Genomic DNA, 15916 nt, shown 5'->3' with positions numbered 1-15916 from the left:
CTATTCTAACTGTCCGTAAGGGCCGACGCTTCAACCCAATCGGCTAAATGCGTCATATTCTCAAATTCCATGTCAGGCGCAGGTCCATGCGACCAGGCCTCGCCCGTCCGATTGAGCCAGACCGTACGCAGGCCGGCCTCACGGGCACCGACCACGTCTAGTAGGGGATCGTCGCCAACATGCAGGATATCGCCCGGCTCGATGCCCAGGGCCTCGGCGGCTGCCAGGAAAATACGGGCGTCCGGCTTGGCCACGCCCAGGCCACCGGCGCTCAGGCGCGTGTGGAAGAGGTGGTGCAGGCCGATGATCTCCAGGTCGGCGTTGCCGTTGGAGATGCTGACGATGGGCACGCGGTGCGCGATGCGCTCCAGCGCCGGCAGAGAATCGGGGTAGAGCTCCACGTTATTGCGGGCGGCGTAGTAGATACGCCACAGCTCGTCCACCGGGGCATCGTGGATGCCGCAGTGGGCGAACGCCGCGCGGATGGTCATCCGGCGCTGTTCGCTGAAGTCGTGGGAGAGATGGGTGTTGTCGCGGGCGATCTGCTCGCGAAGCTCACGCATGGCCTCGATCGGCCATGCGTTTGCGACATCGGGATGGTGTTGCCTGAGCCAGCGGTCGACGACGTGCTCGGCCTCGATCAGGGCCGGAAGAACCGGCCACAGGGTGTCGTCGAGGTCGAGTGAGACGGCGCGGACGGCCATGGGGCTCAGCGTGCGCTGACCTTGAGCACCTGGCCTGCATGAACGTTGTTGTCCTTCAGGCCGTTCATGGCGCGCAGCTGGTTCACGTCCACATCGTTCTTCTTGGCGATCGAGTACAGCGTGTCACCGGCCGACACCTTGTAGGTGTGCGTCGCGGCGGCCGGCTTCTTCGCTTCCGGCTTCGCGGCGGCGACGGCCTTGGCTTCCGGCTTGGCAGGCTTCGCAGCGGCCGGCTTGGCCTCGCTCACCTTCGGCGTATCGATCTTGTTCGACTTCTCAGAGCTGTCGATCGGAGCGGCCGGCTTCGCAGCCAGCTTGCCCTTCACCGTCACAGCATCAGCCAGGACCTTGGCGAACTTGCCGCCGGCCTTGGCGTTGTCGGAGACCGAGAAGGCTTCCGCGTGGACGCCGGAGAAGCCCATGTGCGCCGAGGTGCTGACGCTGGCCATGACCTGGGCGAACTGCGACGGAGCAGCCGTGGTAGCGACCGAGCCCTTGGCTTCTTTCGCGACCTTGGCGCCCTTGCCCTTGGTCTGAGCCTGGGCAACAGCGACTTCCTTCGCGGCTTCCGCCGGCGCGGCGGCAACGGCCGTCGGCGCGGTGGTCATCGGCTGACCCACGTTGGCGCGCGTACCGACTGTCGAAGCGATGGTCGCGCGGCGAGCGGCGTCGCCCGAAGCGAGCGAAGCGCCGTCGGCGTACGGCACGAGGCTGTGCGAACGGAGCAGCGAGCTACCCGTGCCCGAGGTGACGAAGGAAAGGAATTCCTTGATCTCCGCAGCCTTCGGGTTGGTGTCGTTGGTGACCAGGTAGATCTCCGTGTAGAGCACGTACGCACCGCTGGCGACGGTCGAGGCCGACGGCGTGACGCCATCGATCTGCAGGATCTTCACCTTCTTGTTCGAGGCGACGCCCGCGAGCGTCGTCGCGCCGAGGCCCTGCTTGTCGAGGGTCACGCCCTCTTCGAGCTTGGCCACGTTGACGTACAGACGCGGAGCGGCGACGGGCTGGTTGCCGCGTCCGAACAGCAGGCGACGCATGCTGTATTCCACGCCATCGGCCGGGCTGGCCACGGCGTAGAGGTTGATCGGCTGGTCAGCGCCGCCGAGGTCCTTCCAGTTCGTGATGTGCCCCATGTAGATCTCATGGAGCTGCTTGAGCGTGATGTTGCTCACCGGGTTGGACGGGTAGGTCACCATGACCAGGGCGTCCCACGCCACGGGCGTGAAGGTGAGCGCCTGCTCGGCAGCGCCGACAGCCGGACGCGCGGAGCCGGCGATATCTGCCGTGCCCTTGACGACAGCGTCGATACCGGAGGCCGTGTTGAAGGGCTGCAGCTCGAACTTGCCCTTGCCGGATTTCTCCCAGGCCTTGGCGACGTCGATGACCACGCCGCGCGCGGTGGTGATATCGCCACGCCACACGAGGGCGGTATCGGCGGCGAAAAGGGTTGCAGAGGCGCTAAGGCCGATCAGCGTGGCGGTAAACAGTCGCGCAAGACGGAGAGACATGGACGGCAAGAACCTCGGGACGGAAGCGGGGTTGGGCATTGGGGCGCAATTGTGGGCTATTGAGGCCCTCGGCGCACCCTTTGACGTCAATCGGCATCCTGCCGGGGCGAAACGGAACGTAGGCTGTAGGGGAGGGCGTGGATTTTTGGTGGGGAGAGCATCGCCGCTGAAGCGGCTCCCACACAGAGCGGCGGAGCCGGGGCCCATGCTCTCTGTGGGAGCCGCTTCAGCGGCGATGCTCGTGCCCCTGTGGGAGCTGCTTCAGCGGCGATGCTCGTGCCCCTGTGGGAGCCGCTTCAGCGGCGATGCTCGTGCCCCTGTGGGAGCCGCTTCAGCGGCGATTGGCCTCACAAAACCGCGTAATACACCCCACCACCCCTCACCACCGTCAACAACAACTGCCCCCCACCCACCCCAGCGTCCACCGGCAAGCCCTTCACCGACATCACCTTCCTCTGCTGCACCCCAACCACAATATCGCCGTCCTTAAGACCGGCAGCCGCAGCCGCCGACCCGCGCTTCACCCCACTCAACACCACACCAAACCCACCCGCAGCCTTCTGATCCGCCGTGAGATCACTCAACGTCACCCCAGCCAGCCGCGGATCCACCTTGCCGCCGTCCACCGACGCAATCACAGAAGCAGCAATCGTCGCCTCCACATCCCGCGACGCCCCCTCCCTATGCACCGACAGCTTCACCTTCGCCCCCAGCGGCAGCAGCCCCTCGGTATTGCGCACGTCCTGCGCCGAGCGCACCGGCTTCCCATCGATCGCGGTCAGCACATCTCCCGTCTGCAGCCCCGCGCCATCCGCCGGCGAGCCTTCGTTGATCCGCGTCACCACCGCACCGTTGGCATCCTTCAACCGAAGCGCCTGGGCGATACGCGGCGTGATGTCCTGCACCTCCACGCCGAGGTTGCCGCGTCGCACCTTGCCGTAAGACAGCAGCTGCTTCATCACGCCCGTCGCCAGGTCTGTCGGAATGGCGAAGCCGATACCGACGTTGCCGCCGGAGGGCGTGAAGATCATCGAGTTGATGCCGACCAGCTCGCCGCGCAGGTTCACCAGCGCGCCACCGGAGTTGCCGGGATTGATCGAGGCATCGGTCTGGATGAAGTTCTGGAAGCCCTTGCCCAGCCCGGAACGACCTAAGGCCGAGACCATGCCCGACGTCGCCGTCTGACCAAGCCCGAAGGGATCACCCACGGCCACCACGAAATCGCCCACACGTAACAAGGAAGAATCCGCGATCGGCAGCGCCTGCAACTTCTCCGCCGGAATCTGCAGCACCGCCACGTCCGTCTCCGGATCGCTGCCGAGCAGCTTCGCCTTGAAGTCGCGGCCATCCTGCAGCGTCACCGTGATATCGTCCGCGCCCCCAACGACGTGGTGGTTGGTCAGCACATAGCCTTTATCGGCATCGATGACCACGCCCGAGCCCAGGCTCTGCTCCACACGCTCGCGCGGGACACCCTGGCTGCCGAACAACTGACGGAACAGCGGGTCTTCGAAATAAGGATCGCGAGCCCGCACGCGGGTCTTCGTGGAGATGTTCACCACCGCCGGTGTGACCTTCGCCAGCATCGGTGCCAGTGAAGGCATCGGCTGACCGTCGATCAGCGGTGGAATGGCTGCCCAGGCGGGCAGGGCGAGGGTAAAACCCAGCGCCGTGATGACAGAAAAAATCCGATTTCGCCGACGAGAACTGGCGGTCATTAAGGAACTCCTTGTTTGCCTGACTGAAAGCCTGAATCGACCCTTCGACTTCATCGAACGCCGTGAGTTTCAAACCGTGAGACACCCATCACGGACACTTTACTTCGGGACCTTCCGGGATTAAGGTTCACTCCGGTCGTAACCACAACATCTTGTGTTCCCAGGCTGCCTCGTTACCTAGCACTGGTGCTGCGGTTACTCAGGTACAAGCTACAAACCATCGTCAGGAAAGGCTTTTCAGGGCCTGGCGAAGGGAGCAAGGATGGTCGGCAGAGGCTCCGGGGGGAGAGCTGTCGAGGTGGTTGCGTCAATGCATACCAATAAGAGGCCTACCAGGGCCGAGACTCGAGGACGACACATACATGAGCACTGCACGTGCGCAAGCCATGGGGCTTGAGACCGCGGCCATTCCGCTTCAGCCCGCCTCGTACGACATCTGGGACAAGAAGTACCGTCTGAAGGCCAAGTCGGGTGTGCCCGTCGACGAGTCAGTGGACGGCACCTACCAGCGCGTCGCCCGCGCACTGTCCGAGACGGAAGCCACCGACGAGCTTCGCGCACACTGGTTCGAACGTTTCCTCTGGGCCCTGCGCCGCGGTGCCATTCCCGCTGGCCGCATCACGTCCAACGCTGGCGCGCTCGAGCACAAGCCGGCCACCTCCACGATCAACTGCACCGTGTCGGGCACCATCCACGACTCGATGGACGACATCCTCGAGAAGGTGCACGAAGCGGGTCTCACCCTGAAGGCCGGCTGCGGTATCGGCTACGAGTTCTCGACGCTGCGCCCGCGCGGCGCCTACGTGTCCGGCGCTGGCGCCCACACGTCTGGTCCGCTGTCCTTCATGGATATCTACGACAAGATGTGCTTCACCGTCTCCTCCGCCGGCGGTCGCCGCGGTGCGCAGATGGGCACGTTCGACATCGCGCATCCGGACGCCAAGGAATTCATCCGCGCCAAGCGCGAAGACGGTCGCCTGCGCCAGTTCAACCTGTCGCTGCTGATCACCGACGGCTTCATGGAAGCGGTCGAGAACGACCAGGACTGGCCGACGGTCTTCCCGGTGCACGTCAAAGAACAGCACGAGATCGACCTCGACGACGCCGCCAAGGTGCTCTGGCGCGAGTGGCCGACCAAGCAGAACTACGTGACGCGCGAAGACGGCCTGGTCGCCTGCAAGATTTACGGCCACATCCGTGCGCGGCACCTGTGGGACATGATCATGGTCTCGACGTATGACTACGCCGAGCCGGGCTTCATCCTCATCGACCGCGTCAACGAGATGAACAACAACTGGTGGTGCGAGCACATCCGCGCGACCAACCCCTGCGGTGAGCAGCCGCTGCCGCCGTACGGCTCCTGCCTGCTCGGCTCGATCAACCTCACCGTGTTCGTGCGCGATCCGTTCGGCCCCAAGGCCCGGTTCGACTGGGAGGAATACCGCGAAGTGGTTCGCGTGTTCACCCGCATGCTCGACAACGTGGTGGAGATCAACGGCTTGCCGCTCGCCCAGCAGCGCGAAGAGATCATGTCCAAGCGTCGCCACGGCATGGGTTTCCTGGGCCTCGGCTCCACGGTCACCATGCTGAAGATGCGCTACGGCAACGCCGATGCGGTCGCCTTCACCGAGGAAGTCTCGCGTGAGATGGCCATTGCCGGCTGGGAAGTGGCCCTCGAGCTCGCCAAGGAAAAGGGCCCGGCGCCCGTCCTGTCGCGTGAGTTCGACGTCACCGCCGAGATGCTGCGCAAGCGCCCGGAGATGGTCAAGGACGGCTGGAAGGTCGGTCAGGCGATCCGCGGCAGCGTGCTGCACGCCAGGTACTCGCGCTACATGCAGCGCGTGGCCGAAGTGGCCCCGGAGCTCATCGAAGCCCTGGCCGAGACCGGCGCGCGCTTCACCCACCACTCGTCGATCGCACCCACCGGCACGATCTCACTGAGCCTGGCCAACAACGCCTCCAACGGCATCGAGCCCAGCTTCGCGCACCACTATTCCCGCAATGTGATCCGCGAAGGGAAGAAGTCGAAGGAAAAGGTCGAGGTCTTCAGCTACGAGCTGCTGGCCTACCGCGCCCTGATCAATTCCGAGGCGCTGCCGTTCTCCGACGACCCGAAGTTCCGCCTGCCGGATTACTTCGTCTCCGCCGACGACATCAGCCCGAAAGAACACGTAGACATCCAGGCGGCCTCGCAGAAGTGGATCGACTCCTCCATTTCCAAGACCGCGAACGTCCCGACGGATTATCCGTATGAGGACTTCAAGGACATCTATATGTATGCCCATAAGCAGGGTCTGAAGGGCTGCACTACCTTCCGTTTTAACCCCGCCGCGTTCCAGGGCGTGCTCGTAAAAGAAACCGACCTGGAGAACACCCTCTATCGCTTCGAATTGGAAGACGGTAGCGTTGTCGAACTGAAGGGTAACGAAGAGGTCGAATACGACGGTGAAATGCACACCGCCGCGAACCTCTTCGATGCTTTGAAGGAAGGCTATTACGGTAAGTTCTGACCCCGCGGAGAGGGAAAAACATGTCCAATGAAAACCAGGTTGTCGAGGGTGAGCTGCCCGATATCGACACCAATGACACCAGCGACACGCCCGAAGCGGAGACGAATGTCACCGCTGAGGTGACGCCGTCGCCGGTCGTCGCCAAGCCGGTCGTCAAGAAGAAGCCGGTTGCCATCAAGACCATCGAACCGACGGCTGAGCCGGTTGCGGCCGCTCCGGCGGAACGCGATCTGGGTGAGCCCGACTTCGAGTCCGACCCGGTTTCCGATTCGGTCGAGGCAGCTGTCGCCGCACCGGTTGTCAAGAAGGCTCGCAAGCCGGCAGTCAAGAAGGCTGTCGTCGAGGTTGCCCCGGTGGAGACGCCGGCTCCGGCTAAGAAGGCCGCGAAGAAGGCTCCTCGCAAGGCTGCTGCTCCGGTCAAGGCTGCTGTTGTTGAGGCGGCGCCGAAGAAGGCTGCTTCCAAGAAGGCTGCTCCGAGGAAGGCTGCCGCTGCTGCCAAGAAGGCTCCGGCGAAGAAGGCAGCAGTGACCAAGGCTGCGCCGAAGAAGGCCGCAGCTAAGAAGGCCGCCGCCAAGAAGGCTGCGCCGACGAAGGTTGCCGCCAAGAAGGCGACGGCCAAGAAGGCCGTCAAGAAAGCTGCCGTGAAGAAGGTTGCTGCGAAGAAGGCTCCGGCCAAGAAGGCAGCGGCCAAGAAGGCAGCGGTCAAGAAGGCTGCGGTCAAGAAGGCTGCGGTGAAGAAGTCGGCAGTCAAGAAGGCTCCGGCCAAGAAAACCGCCGTCAAGAAAGCTGCGGTCAAGAAGGTCGCCGCTAAGAAGGCCGTGAAGAAAGTCGCGGTCAAGAAGGCAGCGGCCAAGAAGGCTGTGAAGAAGGCCGTCAGGAAGGCACCGGTTCGCAAGGTAGCTTCGAAGAAGGTCGCCAAGGTCGCCAAGAAGGCAGCCGCCAAGAAGGGCTCGTCCCGTACGGCAGCCGTCAAGAAGGTTGCCCGCAAGGCAGCCGGTCGCGTCGTGAAGAAGGCCGCCGCCGTCCGCAAGACGGTCAAGAAGGCAGCTGGTCGCGTCGCGAAGCAGGTCTCGACGGCTCGCAAGGCCGTTAAGAAGGGCGTGGCCAAGGTAGCTCGCAAGAGCGCCGGCCGCGTCGCAGCTGTAAAGAAGACGGTCCGCAAGGCCGCCAGCAAGAAGACCGCCCCCAAGGCGGTCAAGAGGTCCACTGCCAGCAAGACCGGTCGTACGTCGGCACGCAAGAGCGCCGTACGTGGCCGTCGTAAGTAAGTAGCACCCATCCCGTCCGGCGCCAGGCGCCGGGCGGGATACCTATAAGAGAAGAGCGATGGCGATCAAGATCGAAAAGAAGATCAAGGGCTATAACGTAGTCAAGCCTGAGGACAAGGCCACTCCGGCCCCCGCGCCCGTGCCGGTGAAAGACACCGCGCCCGTGGCCGAAGTCATCCAGATGCACGAAAGCCTGGAGCGACCGGAGACCCTCGTCGGCAGCACGTACAAGATCAAGTCGCCGCTCTTCGAGCATGCGCTGTACGTCACCGTCAACGATATCGTCCTGAACGCCGGTACCAAGCACGAAATGCGGCGCCCCTTCGAGCTGTTCATCAACTCGAAGAACATGGACCACTTCCAGTGGATCGTGGCGCTCACCCGAATTCTGTCCGCCGTCTTCCGCAAGGGTGGCGACGTGACGTTTATTGTCGAAGAGCTCAAGGCTGTCTTCGACCCGCGCGGCGGCTACTTCAAGGCCGGCGGCGTCTACATGCCGAGCATCGTCGCCGAGATCGGCGCGGTCGTCGAACAGCACATGAAGTCGATCGGCCTGATCCACGACCCGGAAATGAGCGACGCGACGCGCGCCCTCATCGCCGAAAAGCGCGCCGCCTACGAAAAGGCCGCCAAGCCCGCAACGCCGGCCGCCGCTACCGCGTCAGCCCCCGTGGGAGCCGGCTCCGCTGGCGATGCCTCTCAGGCCGCCGCAGAAGCCGCCCACATGAACGCTTCAGGCTTCCCGGCTGGCGCCACGCTTTGCGCTAAGTGCAATACGCAGGCGTTGGTGCTGATGGATGGGTGCCAGACTTGTTTGAATTGCGGGTATTCGAAGTGCGGTTGAATTGCAGTCGTGGCTCCACTGGCCTCGATCTTGACATGAGTTGCACTTGGGATGTTCGCTATCGTGCCCGCTAAAACTTCGTTTAAGTTTATTGATCTCTTTGCCGGAATTGGCGGAATTCGCTTGGGGTTTGAGAGGGCGGGAGGTGTGTGCGTATTCACGAGTGAGTGGAACACCTATTCGCAAAAATCTTATCAGGCTTATTTTGGAGCGCACGACTCGTTGGTGGGCGACATTACGCAGGTCTCCGCCGATTCCGTCCCGTCTCATGACATTCTGCTCGCGGGCTTTCCATGTCAGCCCTTTTCGCTTGCAGGCGTAAGCAAGAAGAACGCTTTGGGCGTGCCGCACGGATTCGACTGTGAGACGCAAGGAACGCTATTCTTCGACATTGAAAGAATACTTGCGGAGAAGCCCCATTGACAGTCCTTCCGACAAGCCGCCCTTCGAGACATGGCGAGACCGTTGGACGGGTCACCACGGCATATTGCCCAGGAACGGAGAGACGTTTTCCGGTCCGGTAGACATCGAGTGGTCTTCGATGGACGGACGTCACCACCGCCTTTCGCTTGAGCTCGACGATATCTTCAAAAGCCGTCTTGTTCTGCACAACGTAGAGCGGAGTGAGGTCAAGGAAGGTTGGTTGGGAACGAAGTCGTTAGACCCGGTCGGCCCGGACATCCTCGTAGAGGTGAACGACACCGTCGTTAACGTCTTCATGCGAGCGCTCGTCGCCACCGAGGCAGAGCAAATTCCGGGTAACAGCAAGAGCCATTTCCGCGACGACCTGATCCTCGCATGGACGAATAGCTACTGAGCAAGGAGTGCTCCCCGAGCTCCAGGCTGAACTCATACATGAGTCAGACACGGTCGATCGCGGGCGTGTGGCATGAGTTGTCCGGGATATCTGGAAGCTATTGGTGCGCTTACGCGCCTGGGTGTGCGGTACACGACGGAAGCGCATGCGCGGATATCGTGGGAGCGGTCAGGGAAAGTGTCGCCGTAGTTACGCAGGTCGATGCGAGGCGACGGGCCGCACGGGCGCAAAGCCTCGCGTCGTAAATGCGTGTCAAGCAGCGGACGTTGGGGCTAGCAACCATGAGTCATCGCAAGTCCCCTCTGTCTTTACTGTTCTGAAAGTAAAGGCACAGAAGGCCTACCGGCGCGATGAAAATTGCACCGCCCCAGCAAAGAAGCATCGTAAATATCTTAAGAATGAGTGCGAAGCCAAAGGCCGGTGAGTACGATGTTGTTGCCAAGGATGTAGCCGACGATGCTCTCGTAAGCGTGTCTCGCGTAAGGGTAGAGCACAGCGTTCATCGCGAATATCGCGTACGCCGTCCATGGCGTGGACAGTGGATGTATGGAGGAAATTGCGAGAACGAAGGACGGGAAGATCAGTCCGAAAAGGAAGTGACGAATGTAAGCAGAGGCGGTCAGGCCGCATAGAAGAAATCGGAAAAGTTAGCCCAACTTGCGTTGGGTCCTCCGATTTCGCGCCGGACTAACGCATCCTTGCAGGCTGACATTCGTGTGATGGAACGCAGCTAGATGAGCGGTAAGACGAAGGCAATAACGTTGTTTGTTCTCGGGCTCACCGCCTTGGTGGGCGGCGAGTACCTCGCAGGCTTTCTCACTCTTTGGATTTTAGGCCTCGGCCAGGTGCCGCTTGAGGCAGCCACTTACTGGCAGTACTTTCGCGCACTCGATTTGCCGCAGGTCGCTCCCTACGTCCTCAAGATCAAGCTGTGCGGCGCCTTCGGATTCGGCGGCCCGTTGGTGGCATGGTTGAGCTTGCTCGTGCCGGTGCTGAGGTCTAAACCGGAGGCCATGCATGGTGACGCGCGCTTCGCGAAGCTCGCGGATATGAAAAAGTCGGGGCTACTCAAGCAGACCCCAGAAAGCATCCTCATGGGAAAGTACAAGGGCCGCTACCTCTGGCTGGGGGGCGCCCAGCACGTCATTACCATCAGCCCTACGCGCTCCGGTAAGACGACCAGCATCGCCATTCCGGCGTTGCTCTCGTACCAGCACTCGATGGTGGTGCTGGACCTCAAGGGTGAGCTGTACAAGGCAACATCCGGCTGGCGTGAGTCACAACGCCACAAGATCTGCGTATGGGCGCCCTACGACGACGCGGGTAACACGCATCGCTTCAACCCGATGTCCATCCTGGCGGGTATCGATCCCGCAAAGCGTATCGGCGAGATCCAGACCATTGCCGCCATTCTCTATCCGGATCAGCCGGGCAACGACCCCTTCTGGACGTCGCAGAGCCGTGCGGCTTTCACCGCCATGACTTCCTACCTCTTTGAAGCGTGGGACGACGGTGCGATCTCGCCGGAGGTGGACGGATCTGAGCCGATCGTCGCCGACATCAACACGTCCCCGGACTTCCCGAGCTTCGAACGTATCCTGAAGTTTTCCAGTGGAACGAACACGCAAACCACGAAGGAAGTCATCGGTTCGATTCTCCGGAAACCTCGGTACAGGTTCGTGAGCCAGCAGACCCGGACCGTCTTCGGCAACCTCGCAGGCATGGCCGACGATACGTTCTCGTCGGTCATCGCCACCATGCAGGCGCCCCTACAGCAGTTTCTCAGTCCGATCCTCGCCGCCGCCACCAATGCCACGGATTTCGACATTGGCTCCCTGCGCAAGCGACCGACCACCCTGTACGTGATCATTCCCACGAACAAGCTGGACGAAAGCAGCAAGTTGCTCAATATCTTCTTCAGTACCGTGATCGGAAACAACCTGGGCAAGCAACTCGGCGAGGAGCCCGATCTCAAGTACCAGATGCTCATGCTGATGGACGAATTCACGGCAATGGGAAGGGTGGATGTGTGGGCGAAGCGGATATCTATCGCCGCCAGCTACGGCGTACGAGACCTGTGCATCGTCCAGAGTAGGGCTCAGTTGCGCTCCGCCTATGGCGAGAACGACGCCCAGAACTTCATCACTAACCACGGTGCTCAGATCGTCTTCGCGCCTCGTGAGCAAAGCGACGCTAACGAATACAGCGAAATGCTTGGCTACAAGACGGTCCGGAAGGAACACCGGAGCACCAGCCGTGGTGGTGGAGCACCTCAGGTGTCGACGAGCTTCAGTGAAGAGCGACGAGCCATTCTTCTGCCCCAGGAGATCAAGGAGCTCCCGGCCGATGAAGAGCTGATCTTCTACGAAGGTTGCCGACCCATCCGGGCGAAGAAGAACTGGTTCTTCAAGGACAAACGGTTTCAGGCACGAGCCGGCATGCCAGTTTCAAAGGTGGCACGGGCTGCGCAGGTGCCACGTACCTCGGCACGTACCGTGGCGGTGCGGAAGCCAGCGAACACACGTGTGCTCGCGGCACTGGCCCAGTAATCGCTAGCGGCGCGAGCCACTCCACCCTCGACAACCGACCCGAGGTGCCATGAATACGGAAGAAGACTCCTGGGGTAAGGACGAAGGCGCACGGCCGTCGTCGCTCATCTCTGTCCACAAGCTTCCCAGCCCAGATGTCCACTACGACCTCCAGCTACGGCGCGAGCTGGAGATAGCGAACGCGCGCACTCGGGCCGAACTCGGCCCCCTTCCACCCGATGGGCTGCCAGTGATGGCAAAGAGAAAGCCCAACCTTCGCGGTACGGCTGGCGCATGCGTCGACGCTCCGCCCGATGGCGTTGCTGAGACACCGTCGCCTGACGATTACGAACCCCCGATGTCCCACAACCCCCAGGAGGACGAGAGCATGAGACTTCATTCCCTTGCGATGGCGGCAGCTGTTGGTGCTGCGACGCTGGTAGGCGGCCCTGCATCCGCATCGCCGCGCGACTCAATTCGGCCGACGGCAGGCGCTGAAATGGTCCATGGCGTTCCAGAGCACTTCGAACCTTACTTAAAGACACCGGTGGGTGATGACGGGACCTGTGTTGCCGGAAAAGTGACGGACGAAGACGGAATGTTTTCCAGACCCTTCGTGTATGTCACGGACGCGGTGGGCGGCCGTGTCAAATGGGCAAGATTTCTGGATATGCCAGAGGCTGCTTACGAGGGTAGGGCGACTCATTGCGTGAGAAAGGGGTCTTCGCTTTACGTGCTCCTCCAAATCGACATCCGGGACCCGCGATCTCTCCCGCAAACCCTACAACGCATGGTGAAAGTTGGCATGGACGACGGGGGCACCCAAGGCGCAGTAGACGTCCCTGTGCCCGGCGTCGAGCGCGCCTATACGTCATGGGTGTGGGACGACGACGGACTCAGTGTTGTCAACGGTACCTTGCTGGTAACCGGCCAGTATCGATACATCGATATGGAAGACGGTGTTCCGTTCTCCGCCACGGTAAATCTGTAGTCGTCCTAGAAACTATTTCGCGAGAGATCCATGGAAACCAACGAACAATTCATAGCACGGTTGTATCCGATCGCGAGAAAGGTCTCTGCGGAAACAGGCCTTTCTTGGGAGCTTATGCTGGCGCAGGCCGTAGTGGAAACCGGGTGGGGAAAGCACGTTCTTCCTGGCACGAACAACATGTTCAACATCAAGGCGTTTGGTCGGTGGACGGGTGAGAAAAAGACCGCCCATGTCCACGAGACGTACGACGACACGGATAAAAAGACGTGGGAGGACCACCCATTTCGTGTCTATAAGACGGTGGAGGAATCTTTCTGGGACCGCGCGAAGTTCCTGGCGGAAAACCCTAGATATGCGAAGGCAGGTCTGTTTGATGAGGGGACGCTTGGTGACATTGAGGCGGAAGCCAGGGCGTTGCGTAAGGCGGGCTTTGCAACGGACAACGCCTATGTCGAGTCACTTCTTAAGGTCTTCAACGGTCGAACCATGCGCCACAGCATCGCCTTGGCCAGCGGTCAAGAGATCGCGCGTGCGACTACGGCTGGGTCGTTCAGGGGCGCTACCCTTCGGGAAGGCCAACACTCGGAAGCTGTAGGCGAACTGCAAACACGTCTGAACCGACTCGGCTGTACGGGGCCCGATGGCGCATCCCTTACTGCCGATCAAGACTTTGGCCGTCGAACCCGGCTCGCCCTGGAAGCCTTCCAGCGCGAGCACCAGCTAGAAGCCGACGGCATCGCTGGTCGAGCCACACTCGCTGCTATCGAACGTGCCGTCCAGACTGAGCTGCGTTCCATAGGTCAGCCCGACGCGCCGTACTTGCAGGCCGACGAACGCGACGAAGCGCTCGCTACCTATCAGTCACTGGCCCCTGAGCCGACTCTTGCGACGCCGGTACTACCGGTTACCAGCACGATGCAGGCCGAGCCGAGAGTGGATGCGCTCCAGGCCGCTGCCTTCGATCGGCCGGATATCGGCACCACGCGCGCCCTGCAAGAGAACCTGAATGCGCTGGGTGTCGTCGACATGAAGGGCGAGGCCCTGGCGGTGGACGGCTTGTATGGCCCTGCCACACGCACTGCCGTGGCGCGGTTCCAATCAGGGCACGAGCTCCCGATTACCGGCCAGGCCGATGAGGCAACCCGTTCCATGGCCCAGAGCCAAGCGTTCATCGCTGAGTTGCAGCAGCTTGCGCCTAACACGGCGGCACGGGATGCTCCGGCGTTAGAGACCATGCGTCCACCGGGACCTGAGCAGAACACGCCGTCCGAAGCGGGCGTATCACGTCCAACGGGTGTGATGGATCCGCCGCAGGTGGGCCTCGCAGCCAATGACCCGAGGAACCCTGACAGTTCGACGCATGGGCTCTACAACGAGTTGCAACGATGCGTCCCCGATGCCTCAGAGAACCGACTCCTCCAGTTCACGGCTGCCTGCCACGAGAACATGATCACCGCGGAGAACCTGACCACGGTGCATCTGGACGAAGAGAAGATGACGTTGGACTTCCGCGGATCGGGGCCGCTCACCACGCCGGCCCAGGTTGACCTCAGCGCGCCCCCGCCGAAGCCAGAGCAGGCCATCGAGCAGATTCAGTCGTTTGACCAACAGGAGATGCAGATGGCGCAGGCGTTCCAGGCGCAAAGCATGCAGATGGGGCAACAAGGTATGGCGCGATGATGCGGCAGGGTCCGTAAGCGACGTTGTTTCCGCATTTGGGCTGCGGACGCGTTCTCAGAACGATGAAGACGTCGGCATAGGACTATCGGTTTGCTTTCACGGATTGGCAGACTTAAGTTCACCGAGTGTGCGAACTGCTACCCGCTGAAGTGCGTTCCACCGCCCTCTCCATCGCCTTATTCGCAAGTGGCGACACGGCTGCGATAAGCGCGAGGAGGGCGAAGCAAATGTAACCGATCTTGGTCAAAACGCCGGGACCTGAAAGAAGTGGCCGGGCGGCCCGCGCAACGAAAGCCTGTGCCAGACTCACAGCCGCGAAACAGACTAGAAATACGAGAAATCTCTCGGGCCACTGTCGAACGTCGCCACCGAGATTCGAGTCAAGGACAAAGATCGAAGCGCCGATGGCAATCGTTTGGACGTAAAGGCCAACTGCAGCAGCCGTATAAAAATCGCTTGAGGCTTTCTCATTACGGCCGCTCAATACGATGCGGAGGGAAACAAGCATCATCAGCGCCACCGACGCGAGTATGCCGACAACGTTGGCCTCGACGCCGCACGCAGCAGGAAGGCCACCTAAGATAACCCAGGCAACGAGAAGGAACGAGCTGGCTTTCATCCACTTTCGGACGCCGTCGTGCCTGTCTTTGACACGGGATCCGCGCTCCCAAGCCGTAACGACCGGGTCAGATCCTTTGTTCACACGAACCATGAGAGTCATTGCCGGGAGGAATAGTATTCCCGCCAGTGCTAACACCATCTTGGTCACGCTCCCCGTCACCGCAGCGAAGAAAGCAGGGCTGTGAGGCATGTCGCCGTCGAGGCCGTGGTAGAGAGCGTATTGCCCGTACATAGAGAGAAATAGTCCTGGAACTAGGACTGTAAGCATCTTCCAACGCTCACATACATGCTTGAAGGCGAGCGAGATCTCTTCAGCTACTCGGTCGCAGAGTTGCAAGGGTTCCATGAGATTTCCGAGGCGTGGGATCGGGCGCTATCCGGCCGCTGCGGCCGGATAGCGCTAGGAGAGTTGTACAGCAATATACGAGTTGTCCGAGCCTTAGCCCGTGACCGAGTACTCGCGCCACGGAATGCGGTTCGGGTTGACTGATGCGAGGAAATTCACGATGTCACGTCGACCTGAGTACTTGAATGTCCCTTGTTCCTGGCATGCCAAGACCAGTTCCAGACCGGGGAAGATCGGTTGGAACGTCTGACGAGTCGATTGCGCTTCCGAGGTTGTTCGCACTGAGCTTGGCTTCACCAGTGCGATCGCAAAGGTAATCCCTTGTTCCTTGATGACAGCACCCTGCATTTTCATCGTGAAAGCCTCCGATCCGCGCGC

Annotated in this window: 13 protein-coding genes; 8 read left to right on the top strand and 5 right to left on the bottom strand. The window is 61.4% G+C overall.

Annotation, left to right across the window (positions count from 1 at the left end; all coding sequences use genetic code 11):
* Positions 1 to 5 precede the first annotated feature (5 nt).
* The 3 genes from ACVWWJ_RS20325 to ACVWWJ_RS20315 all read right to left on the bottom strand — a co-directional run bounded on the left by ACVWWJ_RS20325 (position 6) and on the right by ACVWWJ_RS20315 (position 3987).
* Positions 6 to 704 (bottom strand): HAD family hydrolase, encoded by a 699-nt coding sequence (locus tag ACVWWJ_RS20325; RefSeq protein ID WP_456969266.1) that lies wholly within the window; start codon positions 702 to 704, stop codon positions 6 to 8.
* Between the two features lie 5 nt (positions 705 to 709).
* On the bottom strand, positions 710 to 2215 hold the full coding sequence (locus ACVWWJ_RS20320; RefSeq protein ID WP_456969265.1) for a LysM peptidoglycan-binding domain-containing protein: 1506 nt from the start codon (positions 2213 to 2215) through the stop codon (positions 710 to 712).
* A gap of 347 nt (positions 2216 to 2562) precedes the next feature.
* Complete coding sequence (locus tag ACVWWJ_RS20315) at positions 2563 to 3987, bottom strand: DegQ family serine endoprotease (RefSeq protein ID WP_456969264.1); 1425 nt, start codon at positions 3985 to 3987, stop codon at positions 2563 to 2565.
* A gap of 308 nt (positions 3988 to 4295) precedes the next feature.
* Between ACVWWJ_RS20315 and ACVWWJ_RS20310 the strand changes: the two genes are divergently transcribed.
* The 8 genes from ACVWWJ_RS20310 (at position 4296) to ACVWWJ_RS20275 (ending at position 14571) form a co-directional block, all read left to right on the top strand.
* A complete protein-coding gene (locus ACVWWJ_RS20310; protein WP_456969263.1) occupies positions 4296 to 6443 on the top strand; it encodes an adenosylcobalamin-dependent ribonucleoside-diphosphate reductase in 2148 nt (715 codons plus the stop codon).
* 20 nt (positions 6444 to 6463) lie between these two features.
* Positions 6464 to 7711, top strand: coding sequence for a hypothetical protein (locus tag ACVWWJ_RS20305; RefSeq protein ID WP_456969262.1), 1248 nt, complete (start codon positions 6464 to 6466; stop codon positions 7709 to 7711).
* 58 nt (positions 7712 to 7769) lie between these two features.
* Positions 7770 to 8555 carry a TSCPD domain-containing protein gene (locus tag ACVWWJ_RS20300; RefSeq protein WP_456969261.1) on the top strand — a complete coding sequence of 262 codons (786 nt, stop codon included), beginning with the start codon at positions 7770 to 7772 and terminating at the stop codon, positions 8553 to 8555.
* Positions 8556 to 8606: 51 nt separating this feature from the next.
* The gene (dcm, locus tag ACVWWJ_RS20295; protein WP_456969260.1) at positions 8607 to 8978 is read left to right on the top strand and encodes a DNA (cytosine-5-)-methyltransferase; all 372 of its coding nucleotides are present in this window, start codon (positions 8607 to 8609) and stop codon (positions 8976 to 8978) included.
* Positions 8979 to 9096: 118 nt separating this feature from the next.
* Positions 9097 to 9372, top strand: coding sequence for a hypothetical protein (locus ACVWWJ_RS20290; RefSeq protein ID WP_456969259.1), 276 nt, complete (start codon positions 9097 to 9099; stop codon positions 9370 to 9372).
* 734 nt (positions 9373 to 10106) lie between these two features.
* The gene (locus tag ACVWWJ_RS20285; protein ID WP_456969258.1) at positions 10107 to 11921 is read left to right on the top strand and encodes a type IV secretory system conjugative DNA transfer family protein; all 1815 of its coding nucleotides are present in this window, start codon (positions 10107 to 10109) and stop codon (positions 11919 to 11921) included.
* A gap of 49 nt (positions 11922 to 11970) precedes the next feature.
* On the top strand, positions 11971 to 12891 hold the full coding sequence (locus tag ACVWWJ_RS20280; protein WP_456969257.1) for a hypothetical protein: 921 nt from the start codon (positions 11971 to 11973) through the stop codon (positions 12889 to 12891).
* A gap of 30 nt (positions 12892 to 12921) precedes the next feature.
* The gene (locus ACVWWJ_RS20275; protein ID WP_456969256.1) at positions 12922 to 14571 is read left to right on the top strand and encodes a peptidoglycan-binding protein; all 1650 of its coding nucleotides are present in this window, start codon (positions 12922 to 12924) and stop codon (positions 14569 to 14571) included.
* A 118-nt stretch (positions 14572 to 14689) separates the two neighbouring features.
* On the opposite strand, the gene ACVWWJ_RS20270 is transcribed toward ACVWWJ_RS20275, so the two are convergent.
* On the bottom strand, positions 14690 to 15538 hold the full coding sequence (locus tag ACVWWJ_RS20270; RefSeq protein ID WP_456969255.1) for a hypothetical protein: 849 nt from the start codon (positions 15536 to 15538) through the stop codon (positions 14690 to 14692).
* Between the two features lie 93 nt (positions 15539 to 15631).
* Positions 15632 to 15892 (bottom strand): hypothetical protein, encoded by a 261-nt coding sequence (locus ACVWWJ_RS20265; protein WP_456969254.1) that lies wholly within the window; start codon positions 15890 to 15892, stop codon positions 15632 to 15634.
* Positions 15893 to 15916 lie beyond the last annotated feature (24 nt).

The organism is Luteibacter sp. HA06 (assembly GCF_054061215.1).
Note: the sequence above shows the minus strand (reverse complement) of the source record. Positions and strands in the feature narration are given on the sequence as shown.

Coding starts and splice junctions, on each gene's coding strand:
- ACVWWJ_RS20315 (WP_456969264.1), bottom strand. CDS start 3,987: ATGAAGTCGAAGGGTCGATTCAGGCTTTCAGTCAGGCAAACAAGGAGT.
- ACVWWJ_RS20285 (WP_456969258.1), top strand. CDS start 10,107: ATGAGCGGTAAGACGAAGGCAATAACGTTGTTTGTTCTCGGGCTCACC.
- ACVWWJ_RS20290 (WP_456969259.1), top strand. CDS start 9,097: ATGGACGGACGTCACCACCGCCTTTCGCTTGAGCTCGACGATATCTTC.
- ACVWWJ_RS20300 (WP_456969261.1), top strand. CDS start 7,770: ATGGCGATCAAGATCGAAAAGAAGATCAAGGGCTATAACGTAGTCAAG.
- ACVWWJ_RS20270 (WP_456969255.1), bottom strand. CDS start 15,538: ATGGAACCCTTGCAACTCTGCGACCGAGTAGCTGAAGAGATCTCGCTC.
- ACVWWJ_RS20305 (WP_456969262.1), top strand. CDS start 6,464: ATGTCCAATGAAAACCAGGTTGTCGAGGGTGAGCTGCCCGATATCGAC.
- ACVWWJ_RS20265 (WP_456969254.1), bottom strand. CDS start 15,892: ATGAAAATGCAGGGTGCTGTCATCAAGGAACAAGGGATTACCTTTGCG.
- ACVWWJ_RS20275 (WP_456969256.1), top strand. CDS start 12,922: ATGGAAACCAACGAACAATTCATAGCACGGTTGTATCCGATCGCGAGA.
- ACVWWJ_RS20280 (WP_456969257.1), top strand. CDS start 11,971: ATGAATACGGAAGAAGACTCCTGGGGTAAGGACGAAGGCGCACGGCCG.
- ACVWWJ_RS20325 (WP_456969266.1), bottom strand. CDS start 704: ATGGCCGTCCGCGCCGTCTCACTCGACCTCGACGACACCCTGTGGCCG.
- ACVWWJ_RS20320 (WP_456969265.1), bottom strand. CDS start 2,215: ATGTCTCTCCGTCTTGCGCGACTGTTTACCGCCACGCTGATCGGCCTT.
- ACVWWJ_RS20310 (WP_456969263.1), top strand. CDS start 4,296: ATGAGCACTGCACGTGCGCAAGCCATGGGGCTTGAGACCGCGGCCATT.
- dcm (WP_456969260.1), top strand. CDS start 8,607: ATGTTCGCTATCGTGCCCGCTAAAACTTCGTTTAAGTTTATTGATCTC.